The organism is Roseibium suaedae, from assembly GCF_900142725.1.
In the GTDB taxonomy this organism is placed as follows: Bacteria; Pseudomonadota; Alphaproteobacteria; order Rhizobiales; family Stappiaceae; genus Roseibium; species Roseibium suaedae.
The window spans coordinates 131,643-149,096 of record NZ_FRBW01000003.1; the positions used below are offsets into that span (position 1 = coordinate 131,643).

The window sequence follows — 17,454 nt, forward strand, 5'->3', positions numbered from 1 at the left end:
CCATGGGCGAGTGTTTGCCTGATTGGGCGGAACCTCAGCATTTCCGCCATCGGATGACCGCAATCGCACGTGTAGACTGTTCTTGAGATTCGGTTTGCAACGCATCCTTGCCGGGAGCGTTCCTGCACCGGCAGACCAGTTGGGGCAAATTCCCCGCTGAGATGGGGCAGCTGCAAGGTCAGCGCCGCCCCGAAGACTTGTGACATGCCAGATGGCGGCGCTTGCTGCCTCAGGCATCTGGATTGGCCCGGAGGGAAACCTCCACAGGGAAACTGTGATGACCACACCGGCCCGGACGGCCTTTGACGAGGCCCTCGAATTTGACCGGCAGGGAGACAGCGGCAGCGCGCTCAATGCTTATCTGACTGCGCTTGAGCTTGCCCCCGATGACATGGAAATCGCCTACCGGGCGGCAACAGCCCTGTTGCGGGCCGGTCATCTGGAGGAAGCGGCCTCCCAGCTGCGCCGGGTCGTCTTCGTCGAACCGGACAATACGGCGGCCCGGGCCAACCTCGGCAATTGCCAGTTTCTACTGGGCGATCACGCCAATGCGGAAACCAATTTCATCGAAGTGCTGGCCGCCTCGCCCGACAATCGCAATGCGCTTTATGGCCTTGCGACCGTCCGGATGGAACAGGGCAAGCGGGCCGCAGCCCTCGACCCGGCCCAGCGGCTGCTGGCCCTGATGCCTGACAGTGCACCGGCACTGACACTCTATGGCCAGATCATTTCCACCGATGCGCAGACATCCAACGCGGTTGCCTCCTTGCGCAAGGCCGTCAACATCGATCCGACCTATCAGCCGGCGCTGATCTCGCTGGCGGAACTCTGCATCCGCCGGAAGCGCTTTGATGAAGCGCTGGATCTGGCCCGGCGGGCTCACGAGCTTCAACCCTCGGCTGGTGCCCCCTTACGCATCATGTCGGATGCGCTTCAGCATCAAGGCGCCTTCGAGGAAGCCCATGATGCCCTGATGAAGGCAATCGAAGTGGATCCCGGCCACCGCCTGGAAACGCTGGTGCGCCTGAGCACCGTCTGCCGGAAGATGGGCAATGGCATCGACGCGCTGCTTCATGCCCGTCAGGCTGTCCGCGTATCGCCTCAGAACCCGGAAGCCGGCAACGCCCTCGGGTCTGCCCTGGCCGCTCTTGGTCAGATGCTGGTTGCCCGTGCGGTTCTCACCAACATTGCCCGCAAGACCCCGATGGACGATGCCCTGCTCGACCGGGTGGATGAGGCTTGCCTTGCAGCAGAGCAGCAGAAGGCGCTGCAGACTGCGGCCGAACTTTCCGCTGCGGCTGAACAGCTGAAAAAGGGCATCGAGCCCGCCAAACCGCCTTTCTCGAGCGCGCATGAGGAAGTGCATCCTGAAGAAGCGTCCTATGAGACCGAAGTGCCGGAGGACTCGCAGGATCCTGCTCCGGCAAAAGCCGCATCCCCCGCACCAGCACCAGAGCCTCAGGAGCAGGGCCTGTTCCAGCACGAAGCAAGCCCCGAAGAAATGGAACAGATCGACATGTTCGCATCTCCCGGTGACCGCTCTGCCGGCTGAGCCTGCTGCTCATTCCGTTTCTGGAAACCAAGCAGAACGTATTCAGGGCAAGAAAACCGGAGCTATTTTGCTTCGGTTTTCAGGCTTCTGACAAAACTATCAAGCTCTCCACCGTCATCCCGGGCGCAGCGAAGCGGAGTTCCGGGACCCACTCACTCGCAGAGCTTTTCTTGAAACGGCAAGGGCTCGCAGCCCAAAGCGCATTGAGAGCCGTTTCGGCAGAACGCCTTCGGCGCCCTCTCCTGCCTGCCTTCCCGGACAAGCGAGTAGGCCCCGGCTCGCGCTCCGCTTGGCCGGGGTGACGGCCCAAAAGGTTTCGAGCGGGAAAGCTGGCTAAACCAGCCTTTCCGCACGAGAAATCCCCTCCGTCTTCGTCCTGCCGACAAAACTATCAAGCTCTCCACCGTCATCCCGGACGCAGCGAAGCGAAGATCCGGGACCCACTCATTCGCAGAGCTTTTCTTGAAACGGCAACGGCTCGCAGCCCAAAGCGCATTGAGAGCCGTTTCGGCAAAACTCCGTCAGCTTCCTTCTCCTGCCTGCGTTCCCGAACAGGCGAATGAGCCCCGGCTCTCCGGCTCCGCCTGCGGCCGGGGTGACGTCAGGGCATGGGGTGCGCGTCCCTGAAAACAAAAAAGCCGGAGGCATTGCTGCTCCGGCTTTTTCATTTCAATGCCTAAAGCTTTTTCAGGCCGAGCGCTCGAGAAGCGCGAAGTAGAAACCGTCGGATCCGGTGGTCGCCGGTGTCAGAAGCAGGTCCCCCAGCTCGCCCGCATAGGCCGGATCCTTGTCGGTCCCGAACAGACCTTGCCAGGAAGCAAGGGCCGGGCGGACGGAGAACTCAGGATGCCGCTCCAGGAAAGCCTTGATCTGGCCGCTGTTTTCCTGCGGCAGGACGGAGCAGGTGACATAGGCCAGGCGGCCGCCCGGCTTGACGAAACCGGCAGCCGTGTCCAGCACGCGGGCCTGATCTTCCACCCGGTCGGCAAGGGCCTTCTCGGTCAGCTTCCACTTTGAATCCGGACGACGGCGCCAAACGCCCGTTCCGGTGCAGGGCGCGTCGATGAAGACGAGGTCCATTCCATCCTTGAGATCGTCCAGCTTGGAACTGGCCGGATCGCGAACCTGAACGTTATGAACCCCTGCCCGCTTCAGGCGCTCATGGATCGGCGCAAGGCGCAGACGGTCGGCGTCAAACGCATAGATCTGGCCCTTGTTTTCCATGGCTGCGGCCAGGGCAAGGGTCTTGCCGCCACCACCAGCGCAAAGATCCAGCACCTGTTCACCGGCCTTGGCACCGGCAAGCAGGGAGACGATCTGGCTCGCCTCGTCCTGAAGCTCGAACCAGCCCTTCTGATAGCCTTCTTCGGCCTGGACATGAGGCATGCGGGCAGATCCGGCCTTGGCCGCAATGCGCAGGCCTGTTGGGGCGATCGCAGTTGCTTCTGCACCGGCATGGGCAAGCCGCTTGAGCAGCTTTTCTCGGGTGGATTTCAGCGTATTGAGGCGCATGTCGATCGGTGCGCGGGTCGCAAGTGCCCTGCCCTCCGCCTCGGCATTCTCACCGAACACTTCGAGGAAGGACGGCCACAGCCAGGCCGGAACATCGGCAGCATCATGAGCCTCGGGCGTCCCCTCGGGAGCTTCCGCCAGGCGCTGCTCTTCTGTTTCGCTCAAGGGCTCCGGAGCATGGTGATCTTCAGCCAGAACGGTCTTCAACCGCTCGAGCCCCTGTTCCCAGGTCAGCACATAGGTTGCCAGAACCAGCACGCGCGGCTCTTCCGAGCCCATGCGCCAGGCCAGCGACTGACGGTAGCGCAGGGCATCATAGACCAGATTGCCGATGACGGTCCGGTCGCCGGACCCGGCAAACCGGTGAGACGTGCCCCAGTCGCGCAGGGCAAGCTGGACGGGCCGGTGACGGCTTTCCACTTCACTCAAGACTTCAATTGCAGCGGAAAGGCGGCCACCATCCCTCATGGGTATTCTCCTGACAGGCCAGCCCGTTCCGGCTGGCCTGGATATGATATCAATTACAGATTGGTCGGATAGTTCGGGCTTTCCCGCGTGATCGTCACGTCATGTGCGTGGCTTTCGCGCAGACCGGCACCGGAAATCCGGACAAAGCGGGCCTTCTCCTGGAAGTCCTCAATGGTCTTGCCACCAACATAGCCCATTGCGGCGCGCAGGCCACCCGCAAGCTGATGAAGAACGCTGGACAACTGACCCTTGTAGGGAACCTGACCTTCGATGCCTTCCGGAACGAGCTTCAGCGTGTCGCGCACTTCCGCCTGGAAGTAACGGTCTGCCGAGCCGCGTGCCATGGCGCCGACGGAGCCCATGCCGCGGTAGGACTTATAGGACCGGCCCTGGTGCAGATAGACTTCGCCCGGGCTTTCTTCCGTACCGGCCAGCAGGGAGCCGATCATGACAGCGGAAGCACCGCCTGCAATCGCCTTGGCAAGGTCACCGGAATACTTGATGCCGCCATCGGCGATCACCGGAATGCCGTGCTTGGCAGCTTCGTTGGCAGCTTCCATGATGGCGGTCAGCTGCGGTACGCCAACGCCGGCAACGATACGAGTGGTGCAGATGGAGCCCGGTCCGATGCCGACCTTGACTGCATCCGCCCCGGCATCGATCAGGGCCTTGGTGGCTTCCGGGGTCGCGACATTGCCTGCCAGAACCTGAACGGCATTGGACAGGCCCTTGACCTTGCTCACCATTTCCAGAACGCGGGCAGAGTGGCCATGGGCGGTGTCGACGACAACGAGATCGACACCTGCGTCGATCAGGCGGACGGCCCGTTCGAAGCCTTCATCGCCAACGCTGGTCGCGGCAGCTGCCAGCAGGCGGCCCTGGCTGTCCTTGGACGCATTCGGGTTCAGCTTGGCCTTTTCCATATCCTTGACGGTGATCAGGCCGATGCAGTTCTGGTCCTTGTCGACAACCAGCAGCTTTTCGATCCGGTGATGGTGCAGAAGGCGCTTGGCTTCTTCCTGGCTGACATTGTCAGAAACGGTGACCAGGCCTTCGCGGGTCATCAGCTCATAGACGCGCTGTTCCGGGTTGGAGGCGAAGCGGACGTCGCGGTTGGTCAGGATACCGACCAGACGGCCGGTGATCTGACCGCCTGCGCCACCGTTTTCGACGACCGGCACGCCGGAGATGCCAAAGCGCTCCATCAGGTCCAGGGCATCCTTGAGGGTCGCATCCGGTCCGATGACGAGCGGATTGACCACCATGCCGGATTCGAACTTCTTCACCTTGCGCACTTCTTCGGCCTGCTGGTCGAGGCTGAGATTGCGGTGAATGACGCCGATACCGCCGGCCTGTGCCATGGCGATCGCCAGGCGGCCTTCGGTGACCGTGTCCATGGCAGAGGACAGGATCGGAATGTTCAGTTCAAGAGTATTGGTGACGCGCGTGCGCAGGTCGGTCTGACCCGGCATGACCTCGGAATGACCGGGGATCAGCAGGACGTCATCGAAGGTCAGCGCTTCGTGACCGGTGGACGGAACGTAGAATGAAGCCATTGCCAATTCCCCTAAAAAGAATGCTGGTTCGGGACGCAAAAGAGAGCCCTTTGCATCCAACGAGTCGTTTCGGCTGTGCCGGAGAAGTTGGCGCGGGTCAATAACATGCAGGTGACAGGATGGAAAGCCCGTGTGGAGGAATTTCGTGAGGCAGGCGGTGGAAAGCCTTCCTGATACAATTTGACACTCTCTTTCAGCGCGTAATGCGTAAATATACGCAAGCACGCCCGGCTCCCGCCCCAATTCGCGCTATAAGAGAGCTATTCCAAACCGGATTCGTTTCCTTGACCTCCCGCCAACGCCTGATTGCCCTCATCGTCGCCTGTGCGCTGTTCATGCAGAATCTGGACTCCACGGTCCTCAGCACGGCACTTCCCTCCATTGGCCGCTCCTTCGATATGGACCCGGTCCGGCTCCATCTGGCCCTCACCTCCTATCTGATCGCCCTTGCCGTCTTCATGCCCATGAGCGGCTGGCTGGCGGACCGGTACGGCACGCGCACGGTGTTCCGTCTGGCCATTGCGGTGTTCATCGGGGCATCCGTCGGCTGCGGAGCGGCGACCTCCCTACCCTGGCTTGTCGCCATGCGCTTCCTGCAAGGCATCGGCGGCGCAATGATGCTGCCCGTTGCCCGTCTTGCCCTGCTGCGGTCCGTTCCCAAATCCTCGCTTGTGCAGGCCATGACCTGGGTGTCCGTTCCGGCTCTGATCGGCCCGGTGGTCGGCCCGCCGCTTGGCGGCTTTCTAGTCACCTATGCCAGCTGGCCCTGGATCTTCTGGATCAATGTCCCCATCGGCATCATCGGCATCGTCATGGCGACAATCTATTTCGAGAACATCAAGGCTCAGGACGTTCCGAAATTCGACAAGGCCGGTTTCCTTCTCTCGGCCGCGGGTATTGCCGGCATTCTCTTCGGTCTGGAACTTGCGCCCCACGCCAGGGATATGGGCCCTTATGGCTATATTCTGATTGCCCTTGGCCTTGCGATCACCGGTTTCTATATCCGCCACGCCCTGAGGCACCCCGCACCGATCATCGACATCCGGCTACTGAAAGTGCCGACCTTCCGGGTGTCGATCATTGGCGGTTCGCTGTTCCGGATCGGCATCGGCGCCATTCCCTTCCTGCTGCCGCTCATGCTGCAGGAAGCCTTCGGCAAGTCCGCCCTGGCCTCCGGTGGCATCACTTTTGCGGCGGCAGCCGGTGCTCTTGCGATGAAATTCGCAGCCCCCCGCGCCCTGTCCCGGCTGGGGTTCCGCACCGTACTTATCTGGAATGCGGTGCTGGCCTCCTGCTCGATTGCCGTCTGCGCAGCCTTCAACAGCGCCACGCCAGCTTTCCTGATGATCTTCATCCTCTTCACCGGCGGCTTCTTCCGCTCGCTGCAGTTCACCGCCCTGAACGCGCTCGGCTTCGCGGATCTCGACGAACGGCAGATGAGCCGGGCGACAGGCTTTTCCGCCATGGCGCAGCAGCTGTCCCTGTCCATGGGGGTCACGATCGCTGCCCTGTCCTTGCAGTTCCTGCCGGGGTTGACGGGCGCCAGCACCGAGACCGGAGGCGTCTATGACCTGGCCTTCCTGCTGGTCGGCAGCATCATGATGCTCTCCGTCTTCTCCTTCGCAAGCCTGGAAGCCAAGGCCGGTCATGCAGTCTCCGGCCATGCCGCGACCGCAGGCGGAGAAGCGCGGCCGCCATCAGATCCAAGAACCTGACAAAGAAAAAAGGCGCGTCCGGGGAATTCCGGAACGCGCCTTTTTCATAAGTTCACTGGAGTAAGATGCCCTGCCGATGTCAAGGCATCCCCTTTGAAGACAAGGATCACTCTTCCTCGTCGTCGCCCAGCCGGTCTTCCGGACGGCCACGGAACCCCTTGGCGATCACATAGAGCTCCGGGCTTTCCTTGCGGCTTGCAGGCGGCTTGATATGCGCCACGGTCTTGAAATCGCGCTTCAGCTCGTTCAGCAGCGCATTCTCCGTGCCACCACGGAAGACCTTGGCCAGGAACGATCCGCCAGGCACCAGGTTCTGCTGGGCGAAGTAGATTGCGACCTCGAAGAGATGAGTCGTCCTGAGGTGGTCCGTCTGCCGGTGCCCCGTGGTGGGCGCAGCCATGTCGGACAGCACCACATCGGGCTTGCCGCCGAGCGCCTCGACCAGCGCATCCGGCGCATCATCATCCAGAAAGTCCTTCTGAAGGAAAGTCACGCCCGGAATGTGATCCATTTCCAGATAATCGATCCCGACGACCTTCGGCGCCTCCGGCTTGGACTTCACCCGGTCCACGGCGATCTGGCACCAGCCGCCAGGGGCCGCTCCAAGGTCGACGACCCGGTAGCCCGGCTTCAAGAGCTTGTGCTTGTCGTCGATCTCGATCAGCTTGAAGGCCGCACGCGAGCGGAAACCTTCCTGCTTTGCGCGGCGGACATACGGATCATTCAGCTGGCGTTCCAGCCAGCGAGTGGAGGATTCTCGGCGGCGGGCGGCCGTCTTCACCTTGACGTGAAGACCGCGGTCACCTGATCCCTTGCTTGAACGGCTCATTTTCTGCCTCTTTGGCGGCTGGGCCTGCGCGGGCCGGTCCGTCTCGACCAGACACCATCTGCGGCCATCAGTTCCGTCAGAATACCTTCGCGGAGCCCCCGGTCCGCGACCCTGAGGCGCGAACAGCTCCAGCGGCGGCGGATTGCTTCCAATATTGCGCAGCCGGCGAGCACGAGATCGGCACGGTCTGCGCCGATACAGGGGTTCTCGACCCGCTGGTCGTACGGCATTTCGCGCAAGTGATCAATCATGGCGCTGACCTGATCATTCTCAAGCCAGGCTCCATCGACCCTGCGCCTGTCATAGCGCTTGAGTCCCAGATGCACGCCCGCAAGGGTCGTGACCGTGCCGGACGTGCCCAGCATATGGACGCCGCCGCCTGCAATTGCGGCCGTCAGCTCATCCCCGAGATCGAATGTCTGGAGATGAGAGGCCACATCGGCAACCATGGCCTCGAACACCTCGTGGGTCACGTCAACGCCGCCATGACGCTCGGCCAGATTGACGACGCCTACCGGCAAGGAAGTCCAGGCGCGGATGAAGCGCGTCAGGGCAAAGCCCCGCGCCCCACACCGGTTCCTGAGGTCCAGCCAGACGATTTCCGACGAGCCGCCGCCGATATCGAACAGGATCACCCCTTCGGCATCCTGATCCACAAGCGACACGCACCCGGCCACCGCCAGCCGGGCTTCTGTCTCCCGGTTGACCACTTCCAGCGCCAGACCAGTCTCCGACTTTACCCGGGCAATGAACTCATCGCCGTTTTCGGCCGCACGGCAGGCTTCCGTGGCAATCAGCCGGGACCGCTCGACGCCGCGCTCCAGCAGCTTTCGGTGACAATTGGCCAGCGCCTCGATGGCGCGTTCCATGGCCGGTTCGCCCAGGCGGCGGCTGGCCCCAACCCCTTCGCCGAGCCGGACGATGCGGGAATAGGCGTCCACCACCCGGAAGCCGCGTTCTTCCGGACGGGCAATCAGCAGGCGGCAATTGTTGGTTCCAAGATCCAGCGCCGCGTAAAGCGGACCAGACCTTGAAGAGTGCGACCGGGCACCGGCATAGGGCGCAGACGGCAGCCGCGCCGGGAACCCGCGCGTATCATGCCCAGGATCAGGCTGAACGTTGCCGGGCTGAAAATGATCCGACTGAACGGCTGCAGCCTGGTTGTCTGCCACGGATGCGCCGGTTTCGCTTACGCCACCCTCAAGGGCTGGCCGGCTGCCTGCCGCAGAATGCCCCCGCGCGGGATCCACCTTGCGGCGGCGTCCCCGGCGGCGGCCACCAGAACGGCCCTCTTCATGATGGTCCATACCAGCGGATGGCTGGATTTGTTCAGCGCCAGAAAAAGACGGATCAAGAGGCGCTTGATGACCTGACACAGCCTGAGAACCATACCGGGTATTGGCAGACGGGTCTGGCCGCCGTCCGCCCTTGCGGGCGAGAGCAGCCTTGGCCCCCAGCCGTCCACGCCGGCGTTTGGATTTGCCACTGCCCTCTGACGCAGGCTCAGTTCCCGCCGCTCCATAAGCGGCGGCTAGCGAGTCCTCAGTCTCTTGACCATTGCCCGGACGGGCGGCCAAGGCACCAGCTTGCTGCCCGGGACGCTTGCCCCGGCGCTTACGGTTTTTCCGGCTGGATTTCGAGGATGAACCAAGGTTTCCGCCGCCAGCGGACTGGGACGCTCCGGCTGGAGACTGCCCGGCACCGGTTGCATCGCGGCCGCCTGATGGCTGCCCACCCGGTTCACCTGTGCCAATCTGCCCGCTCTCCTGCCCACCGGAACTTCTGGCCTTGGCGCCGCCCCTCTCCGCCTGAATGAGACGGTTTTCGGGCGTGTGGCCGTTTTCCGGTCCGGATCCCTGACGGTTTCCGGGCGTCTGGCTGCCGCGCTGCTTCCGGCGGCGGCGCTTGGAGGAGGCCCGTCCCTTGACGGACAGACCCCTTGCGGACAGTTCAGCGGATCCGCGCCCGGTTGCGGGCGGTTCCTGTCCTGATTCTGTCACGTTTCACCTTTCGGCGCCCGGAAGCGGCCATTTCAGCCAGCTTCGGCGCACAAACTTATCGTTGACGAAAGTGTATCAGGTTGCCCGCCAAAGGGATAGCACCCTTGGGCCAGAACATGGCCAGAACGGCGCAATTGCCCAAGTGTTGACGTCGTGGCCAAGGAATTGCCCGACCGGTATTTGCTTTTGCCAGCAAAGCGAAGAAGACCCCTCCGCTCTTGTTCGGGCAGAGGAACACCAGCCACGGTCATTCGAACCGGACTATTTCCAGACCGATCAGCAACCAGTGCAGCTCAGACGGTGGACTTGCTGCCGGATCCTCGCCCAACAGACGCTGGTCCGCACACAAATTTCAAGATGCCGTCTGGGCATGAACGGGCAATGAGGACGCGCCTTCCATGCATCTCCTGCCCGACCTCGTTCATTCACCGCCTAGTCATCTTGCCACGCGTGAAAAACTGCATCCCTCATAAGCATCAGGTTTGAATCTCGGACGCGGTTGCGGCCCCCTTCGCCAGAAACGCAGAATCTCCGAAGCCGCATGAGGCGCGTTTCGAAAGCACTCCGGCATGTTTTGCATTCGTCGCTGCACTTGGACGCAACAAGCACCAGCCTTCTGCCAGATATAAGAACTGCGAAAGAACCGCCGATTTCTCAAGCTCTTGGCGGCGTTTTCAAACAAGCTGTGAAAAACCGGAGAGAAAATGTCACCGCCCCTGTTGCATCCTGAGCCGACTTGGATGTATACCCCCTTCCAACGCCGGAGCGCAGCGCACTGGCGGCACGGATCACATTGTTTTCTGGCCAACCAGCCCACAAAACAAGATCCACCGAACGCCTCGGCGTTTCCTATTGGGGAATAGGTTAACGGTAGACCCACGGACTCTGACTCCGTTAGTCCTGGTTCGAATCCAGGTTCCCCAGCCAATTTTTTCCAAGGTATTGATATAATTGAGATAATCGGATCAAAGAGTCCGCATTCTCAGTCGTTTTGTCCAAGTGATGCCCAAAACTGGTCCCCAGACGTGGTGCCCATGAGCGCCGTCTGGCTCAAGGATACTGGGCTATGGCTCGTCGACATGACGTTCAAAATCTCCTGCGCCGCGGGAACATCTGGTACTGGCGCCCTCGCCTCCCGATCACCCTTTCTCAATCCGACCTTAACCAGAAGCTGTCATTCAGCCTGAGACAATCGGATCACCACCGGGCACGGTTCATGGCACGCCGCCTGAACACCATGCTCGCGGAAATGAGGTTTCGACGGAACTTGAGGACATCACAACAAGACGCTCTGAAGGTGCTGTTCAAGGCGGAAATCGACCGCATGAACGAGATGATGGACGATCTCGTCACCGCGTCGAAAGCGACCGGCACCAGTCACCAGTCTTATCATCTCGAAGCAGACCTGATGAATGGCTGGGCGTTCCGCCTGCTTGAGGTCTTTGGAACTGCGCTTGATCTGTCGTTCGACGTCGATTGCCCTGGACGACAGTACCTCCTCCAGCACGGTGTCCCGGACGACTTTATTCCGGTCATTGCGGAGACCTTCCGACAGGAGCGGCAGTTCGCGCGCACACTCCTGTTCGAAAAACCTCTGAAATATGAAATGGGCGACGTCGGCCTCGACGTCACAAGGCTCAATATCGAGCGGGCCCGGACCGAGATCTTCCGTGCCAAGGCCGACGTTCTCCTCAACACGCAGTCGCTGTATCCGCAGACTAAAAGAGCGCACCCTGAGACAATCGCACGCGATCCAATCTCTTGCGATGAGCTTCTTTCGCTTCAGCCTGTGCCGGAACCCGCGCCGGTTCATGTCGCTGCTCCGCAAGAGGCTTTGCCCGCCACGCCAGAGCCCCAGACGGTTGAACCCCAGATGATCGAAGACGGGGAAATCGTCGCCGATGAAAGTCCTGCAAATCTGCCTGTCGCCGACTTCCTCGAGAAATTTGACATTCTTCGACGCAACAAGCGCAAGGAATGGAGACCGGAAACCGCGAGTGATGTCGGTGTTGTCGTCCGGATGTTCATCGACATCCTGGTCGAAAATGGTGTTGAGCACTCCGGCCAGATCCGTCAGGCCCATCTGGCTGCCCTGCGCGACTATTTCAGCCTTGTTCCGACCAATTATGGCCAGAGCTCAAGACTGAGGGTTTTGTCGGTGCCGGAACTCCGCGCCCTGGGCCAGAAAATGCTTGAGGATGCGGACGATGACAGCGGCGCCAGGGTCGGTCTTGGCTCACAGACGATCCGCAAGCACCTGAGCAACCTTCAGACGTTTCGGGCTGCGCCTCGGAAGTCGAAATGGACTTGTCCGGCGGCGAGACCATCCACAACTCGCTCTACTTTCTCCCGATGATCCTCGTCTACCTCGGCATGCGCCGGGTCGAGGCTGCCGGACTGATGGTCGACGAAGTGGTCGAGACGGCGTCAGGATGGGCATTCGATATCAAGAGCAATGAAATCCGCGGTCTCAAGACGCCACAATCCGCCCGCTTGCTCCCAGTTCCTCCCGAGATGCTCCGCCTGGGATTTCTGGGCTATATCGAAAAGGTCCGGTCGCTCGGCTATCGACAGCTCTTTCCCGAACTCTGCAATCCGTTCGATCGCAAGAATGCCGATCCGGGCGATCGCTTCTACAAGAATTTCAGCCCGCTGTTCATTGCCAACGCTGCAAACGGCGGCCCGCAGTGGATCCGAGTGCTTCATGCGCTTCGCCACGGGCATGCGGATACTCTGAAGCAGAACGGGGTCTCTCCGGAACTGATTGAAGACATTCAGGGCCGCGACGGCGCCAGCCAAACAGCCATTCGCTACACAAACCCGGCCGGGCTCCCGCTCCTCAAGGATCTCCTGTCACGATATCCGGTCGTGACCGGGCATCTGGAACCAAAGCCGATCCGGCTACTGAGCTTCGTTGAGGCAAAAGAGCCTGCGCCGTGGTTTGAGGATCTCGACGTGAAACGGGGCTTGAGGGGTAAGCGGACATAGCTGGCAGAGTGGCTGCGGTTGTTCCTAGAGCACAACGGCTTTGTACCGCCTATTCGGTCACTCGCCGACGCTCGGGCTTATCCTGAAAACTGCCGTTCGTTGCGAACTTAGTGAATGCACGTATAGGGCGGAGAGCCGACATTCGCTGCGTCTTGGACGAATGACAGAGATTGCGCAATTTCGGCTGCTGCAAAGTCGTCCGGACGACCCGTACTCGATGTTCTAGCTAGGCAATCCTCTGCGAGCCGCTCCGCTAATTGCCATTGCGCCGCAGGCGCTGCGCCCTCTTGGCCTCCCTTCTGGCTGCACTTGACTTATCCGCTCTTGATACGATATCAATTATCGTATCAAGAGCGGATATTGGTTCATCATATGATATCGGGCATCAACGGTACCAACCTTGTACTGGAAGCAATGGTCAAACTGCGGATCGAGAAAGGAATGATCGATCGTGCAGATATAGTGAGAGGTGAACACGGCTACATCATTCAATTCTTTGGCCGAGCGGCTGAGTGGAGCGGGGAACCAGTCGTTCTTTGTAGTGCGAGAAATCCGTACGAACCTAGGCAGTTTAAGAGCCTAGATGGTGCGGTCTCTCAGGTCACAAGAATTGGCTTTGACAAGCTGGTCATAACAGCAGTGTCATCGACGACTTGAGATCGTGTCTGCATGGCGCGGGCATAGTCGTATCTGCCGGACCACAGAGGTGGATTTCTTCATCCTCGGAATGGCGGCAAACCTCAATGTCTGTCATGGGTTTCTTATTAAAATCATGAGGTCGCCTGTAAGAATACATTCTATACTCGGACTAGCAGTACTTGTTTCGGCATTGGTTGGGTGTGCGCCGCAGACGCCATACGATAGGTACAAGGCGGGTCAACCGATACAGAATTTCCCCTATAAAGCTGGTACTACTCCGGCTGAAACGCAGAGATCCGTTACTGATTGCCAAATCGAAGCGGCTCAGCGAGTTCCGCAGCAAATGGTTATTCAAACAACCCCATCTTATACCACGCCGGTTCAGACGCAGTGCAATCAAATTGGTACGCAGACATTCTGCAACTCCACAGGTGGCGACGCATATGGTGGTCAGACGTACACATCCGATGCAAATGCGGGACTGAGGGTCCAAGCTTTTGCTCAGTGTATGGGTGACAAGGGGTACCGCTTTATGAATGTTCCTGCATGCCCAATGGGCACAACTGCTGCGGACCTGGATAAGTCACCAGTGCTTCGCTCATTTTCTCGAAACACCTGCTATTTCCTCACGGAAAGCGGGCAAAGCGCCGTGGGTAACCTCGGCGAATAACTGTTCCCAAAAGGACCGCCGTTTCCCTCATTTGGGAGAGGCGGCTGCATGCACCTCAGGCCCAATGGCGCGGTCTGCCATCTTTGCGGCCATTCTCGCGAGCCGCCGCTGCTTTCGCTGCAGAGTTCGCTGGCCACGCATATTTCAAGGGGATCTGGCTACTTCCTTCTGAGTTTTGCATTCACCCTTGCTGCTGGTACTTCAAATCTGTGCGGTCGGTGATTCCGCTGAGCTACCGTCTGTTTCATGCCGCAGCGAACAGAAGCTGCTTTTCTAATTGCCGACAAGGTACGGCGGCTTGGGGGCTGGAAGCGATCATCTGCCGCGCCTGGCGCGAAGGTCGGCTTCGGGCAGTCACTTCCTGCACCAACGTCGAACGGTCCGAGCGATATCAGGCCCCGCACTCCATCCCCAGCCGACACCTATTGCTGTGAAGACTGATACGCCAGCGGTCGCTCCAAACGGTCCGCCAACGATGCCGGTACCAGCCCCCAGAAGGAGGCCGATAGCTCCTCCAATCAGGCTGCCCATTATTCGATCTTTCATCACAACACCTCACTTTTGATCAGCCTACAGCCTGTCTCCGCTATACGGAAGCTGCATTGCAGCGTGCAGGGTGTTCTCAACAAGCAGCTCTGGCCGAATCCTACCGCAGAAATTGCTCTGACGAATTTCGGCTCAAGTGACGGAACTTCCTAGAGTCGCCAGTCAACTCCCAGCTCCAAATTGCTCATTCTAGGGCATCCCCCCAAGCCCAGCCAAAAGTATCCTATCCAGTGGACATGCAGGTCGCCTGCCTTCCCGATCGCGTTCTGTTAACGATGCGATCGTTTTGCCTCCGGACGCTTTCCTCAGGATGTGCCAGGTTCCGCCGACTTCGACGCCAATGTCGGAAATTGATCTGACGATGCACGCAATTCCGCGTGCAACCGGCAAACAGCCAGCGGAAGGGACACTTTTTTGACTATCCATGTAGACACCATGACCGCCCAGCAGTTGAGCTCCGACCATCGGGCGGTCGATCGCGCGCTGGCGAAGCTCTTTGCAATCCGGGAACAGCTCTACGATCCCGACCTTCCGCTTGAGGACGATGCCAGCAACGAATTGATCGAACGCGAGCATCGCGCGATCCAGTCCGTGGCTCTCGCGAAGGCCAAGTCGGTTGACGCCCTGATGGAAAAGTTCGGTCTGCTGTCTTCCGAACTTGCTCGTGCGCCGGTTTCTCGTCCGGTGCGTCTTCTGGCAGCGTCCATCTGCTCCGACGTTCAGGATCTCATGAACGTTTGAATACGGCTCCAAGCCTTCAAGCACCGCCGGGGGCGAACCCCGGCGCTTGCTTCTGTTGCCCGTTTGGTTGCCTCGCCGAGCCGGAGCGATCACATGGCGGTCCGGTAGTGCTGTTTGGCCCCGGAAATAATTTCCAGCACCTCAATTCCTTTAAGGTCATGACGCTCCAGTAGAGCCTCTACCAGCGCCTGATGGGTCGCTTCATTCTCAACGAGAATTGTCCGGGCGCCCTCGAAAGCCGCTTCCAGCGTTTCCTCCACACGACGACGCAATCCACGGTCCCTCAGCAGAAGATCGGGCACGCGGTTGGACCCGCAATTCAGGAGCTGGACGAGACTGTCGCCCAGGCCAACACTTGCCTCCATCTCCGTTGCCAGTTGCGTCGCGAAGGCAAGATCCGACTGCGGCGCACCACCACCACCATCCGAAAAGGCGCCGAAGATGAGCTCCTCCGCCGCGAGGCCTGCCAGATGAACCATCAATTGCGCCTCGTGATCCCTGCGGGTGTTGCATTTCGGCTTCATGGTCCGGATTGAAAGGGCTCCAGCTTCTCCATTAGAGCGACCCGGCACGTAATCGGGATTAATCGACAGCCGGACAATTTCACCGACCCCAACAGCAGCATGAACGACGGCATGTCCTGCTTCGTGCACGGCCATGCGTCTGAGGTCCTCAGGATCAAACCGAATCCTTTGCGGCAGAAGGACGGTCAGATCAGCCAGGCACAGTTCCCGGCTGTTCCTGCGAGCGATCCTCCTGGCGTCACGCACCAGCTTTCCGATATCCGCGCCAGAGAAGCCCTCCATCTTATCAGCGATATCCCGGATCGGCTCGTTGCTGAGACAGCCATTTAAATGCCATTTCAGGATCTGCTCCCGGGCGGCGGCATCCGGCAACGGGATGCGGACGGTGCGCTCCAGTCGCCCCGGACGCAGCAGAGCCGGATCGATCAAGCTAGGGTAATTGCACGCTCCGACCACGACGACACCCTCGCGACCGTCGATGCCGTCGAGACATTCCAGCAGACCATTGATCTTCTCGATTGTGTAAAGCGCGTTGTCTCCGCGGGCCGTCGCTCGGTCCCCGACAGCGTCGAACTCGTCGATGAAAAGGATGCATGGCGCTTTCTTCCTTGCTTCCGCGAAGGAGCGGCGCATCGCCTTCAACAGGTCGCCGAGATGACCTGCCGCCTGCCATTGAGCCAGCGAGGTAGCCACCAGGTTAACACCACAGCTGTTCGCAAGTGCTTTGGCTAACGTTGTCTTGCCGGTTCCCGGAGGCCCGGCAACAAGGACGCCACGGTCAACCTCGGACCACGGCAGCTTGCCGGATCGCCAGTCACCAAGATCGCGCGCGAGCTCCCTGCCCCAGTCTGCGGCCTCACCAAGACCAGCCAGATCCTCCAGACGGAACTCCAACCTGCTGGCCGACTTTTCATCATTCGCCGTCTCTCCGGACACCGCCTGGAGAACACGACGCCAGCCTTTTCCCCGGGAGGCTGCCAAGGTCAGGTCAAAGAGCGAATAGCCAGTGAGCCCCTCAGCTTCATCAAGGCCGACATCCACGCCAACACAATATCTGAAGGCCGCGCGGATATGCTGCGGCGTCGGGTTTCCGAGATGAACGATAGCATCGGCGATAATCCGAAACAGGTCCGGGAGATCCTCCTCGCACTCCACGACCGCGAAAATTGCCTTCCTCCTCTTCATCGCCTGAAGGAATTCCGAACGGGCCTGCTCGAGCTCCCGTGGTCTGCGCTCATCTGCCGGAGGGCATTCAAGGAATACAGCCAGGGACTCCGGGTGCCGCTGCCTGAGAAAATCCAGGTTCGGCAGGCGCATCACCGTCAGAGCATCTTGGATCTCGTCGATCGGCGGATTATCGCCGGCAACGATCCCGATGATCGGAGGATCAGAGCGGTGCATTGCGGGTACACCACGAAGTGCGCGACGAACGACGCAATGAGCGAGAAACTGGTGAAACCGCGGCTTTTCGCGGCGGAAGTAGTGTCGAAGAACATCAGACATGTCAGGTCCTTTCAAATCAACTGGACACAGCTTTCCCCTGCTCGCGGACGACACGCCCACGGGTTGAAAGGTCAGCAAAGACTGGGAGGAAGACGGAGCAGCGATCCGGCCTGATCCGGCCTGCGCTATCAGGATCGCAAGTTCAGGGCACCCGGAGCTCGTCCGGTCCGGTTAGGGAACAGGACTCCGACTGCGACGATTTCGATCAGCT

10 protein-coding genes and 1 tRNA gene are annotated in these 17,454 nt (G+C 60.2%); 6 read left to right on the plus strand and 5 right to left on the minus strand.

All coding sequences use genetic code 11. The annotated features are described in order from the left end of the window. The first annotated feature begins 277 nt into the window (after window positions 1-277). Window positions 278-1,552: a tetratricopeptide repeat protein gene (locus BUA94_RS14245; RefSeq protein WP_175558045.1), complete on the plus strand. Its 1,275-nt coding sequence runs from the start codon at window positions 278-280 to the stop codon at window positions 1,550-1,552. 687 nt (window positions 1,553-2,239) lie between these two features. Here the strand turns inward: BUA94_RS14245 and BUA94_RS14250 are convergent. Then, window positions 2,240-3,532, minus strand: a complete 1,293-nt coding sequence (locus tag BUA94_RS14250; RefSeq protein ID WP_073014002.1) for an RsmB/NOP family class I SAM-dependent RNA methyltransferase — start codon at window positions 3,530-3,532, stop codon at window positions 2,240-2,242. A 53-nt stretch (window positions 3,533-3,585) separates the two neighbouring features. Next, a complete protein-coding gene (gene guaB / locus BUA94_RS14255) occupies window positions 3,586-5,088 on the minus strand; it encodes an IMP dehydrogenase (RefSeq protein WP_073014003.1) in 1,503 nt (500 codons plus the stop codon). Between the two features lie 284 nt (window positions 5,089-5,372). Here guaB and BUA94_RS14260 point away from each other — a divergent pair, with 284 nt between their 5' ends. Beyond that, complete coding sequence (locus BUA94_RS14260; protein ID WP_073014004.1) at window positions 5,373-6,803, plus strand: MFS transporter; 1,431 nt, start codon at window positions 5,373-5,375, stop codon at window positions 6,801-6,803. Window positions 6,804-6,909: 106 nt separating this feature from the next. Here the strand turns inward: BUA94_RS14260 and BUA94_RS14265 are convergent, their stop codons facing one another. Together BUA94_RS14265 and BUA94_RS14270 are read right to left on the minus strand one after the other, a co-directional pair. Continuing rightward, the gene (locus BUA94_RS14265; protein WP_073014005.1) at window positions 6,910-7,632 is read right to left on the minus strand and encodes an RlmE family RNA methyltransferase; all 723 of its coding nucleotides are present in this window, start codon (window positions 7,630-7,632) and stop codon (window positions 6,910-6,912) included. Beyond that, window positions 7,629-9,089: a Ppx/GppA phosphatase family protein gene (locus BUA94_RS14270; RefSeq protein ID WP_456238932.1), complete on the minus strand. Its 1,461-nt coding sequence runs from the start codon at window positions 9,087-9,089 to the stop codon at window positions 7,629-7,631. Before BUA94_RS14270 ends, BUA94_RS14265 begins: the two co-directional genes overlap by 4 nt. Window positions 9,090-10,485: 1,396 nt before the next feature. Here BUA94_RS14270 and BUA94_RS14280 point away from each other — a divergent pair. The 4 genes from BUA94_RS14280 to BUA94_RS14310 all read left to right on the plus strand — a co-directional run bounded on the left by BUA94_RS14280 (window position 10,486) and on the right by BUA94_RS14310 (window position 15,216). Beyond that, window positions 10,486-10,559: transfer RNA gene (locus BUA94_RS14280), tRNA-Gln, on the plus strand. Between the two features lie 289 nt (window positions 10,560-10,848). Further along, the gene (locus BUA94_RS23610; RefSeq protein WP_175558046.1) at window positions 10,849-11,988 is read left to right on the plus strand and encodes a hypothetical protein; all 1,140 of its coding nucleotides are present in this window, start codon (window positions 10,849-10,851) and stop codon (window positions 11,986-11,988) included. After that, window positions 11,934-12,620: a site-specific integrase gene (locus BUA94_RS14290; RefSeq protein ID WP_073014008.1), complete on the plus strand. Its 687-nt coding sequence runs from the start codon at window positions 11,934-11,936 to the stop codon at window positions 12,618-12,620. The genes BUA94_RS23610 and BUA94_RS14290 overlap by 55 nt, the downstream gene beginning before the upstream one ends. A gap of 2,269 nt (window positions 12,621-14,889) precedes the next feature. After that, window positions 14,890-15,216, plus strand: coding sequence for a hypothetical protein (locus BUA94_RS14310; RefSeq protein ID WP_139251141.1), 327 nt, complete (start codon window positions 14,890-14,892; stop codon window positions 15,214-15,216). Between the two features lie 89 nt (window positions 15,217-15,305). On the opposite strand, the gene BUA94_RS14315 is transcribed toward BUA94_RS14310, so the two are convergent. Continuing rightward, window positions 15,306-17,243 carry an AAA family ATPase gene (locus BUA94_RS14315; RefSeq protein ID WP_084082040.1) on the minus strand — a complete coding sequence of 646 codons (1,938 nt, stop codon included), beginning with the start codon at window positions 17,241-17,243 and terminating at the stop codon, window positions 15,306-15,308. Window positions 17,244-17,454 lie beyond the last annotated feature (211 nt).

Excerpts from the sequence above, each read along its gene's own strand:
- BUA94_RS23610 (WP_175558046.1), top strand. The coding sequence starts at position 10,849 with ATGGCACGCCGCCTGAACACCATGCTCGCGGAAATGAGGTTTCGACGG.
- BUA94_RS14250 (WP_073014002.1), bottom strand. The coding sequence starts at position 3,532 with ATGAGGGATGGTGGCCGCCTTTCCGCTGCAATTGAAGTCTTGAGTGAA.
- guaB (WP_073014003.1), bottom strand. The coding sequence starts at position 5,088 with ATGGCTTCATTCTACGTTCCGTCCACCGGTCACGAAGCGCTGACCTTC.
- BUA94_RS14245 (WP_175558045.1), top strand. The coding sequence starts at position 278 with ATGACCACACCGGCCCGGACGGCCTTTGACGAGGCCCTCGAATTTGAC.
- BUA94_RS14290 (WP_073014008.1), top strand. The coding sequence starts at position 11,934 with ATGGACTTGTCCGGCGGCGAGACCATCCACAACTCGCTCTACTTTCTC.
- BUA94_RS14265 (WP_073014005.1), bottom strand. The coding sequence starts at position 7,632 with ATGAGCCGTTCAAGCAAGGGATCAGGTGACCGCGGTCTTCACGTCAAG.
- BUA94_RS14315 (WP_084082040.1), bottom strand. The coding sequence starts at position 17,243 with ATGTCTGATGTTCTTCGACACTACTTCCGCCGCGAAAAGCCGCGGTTT.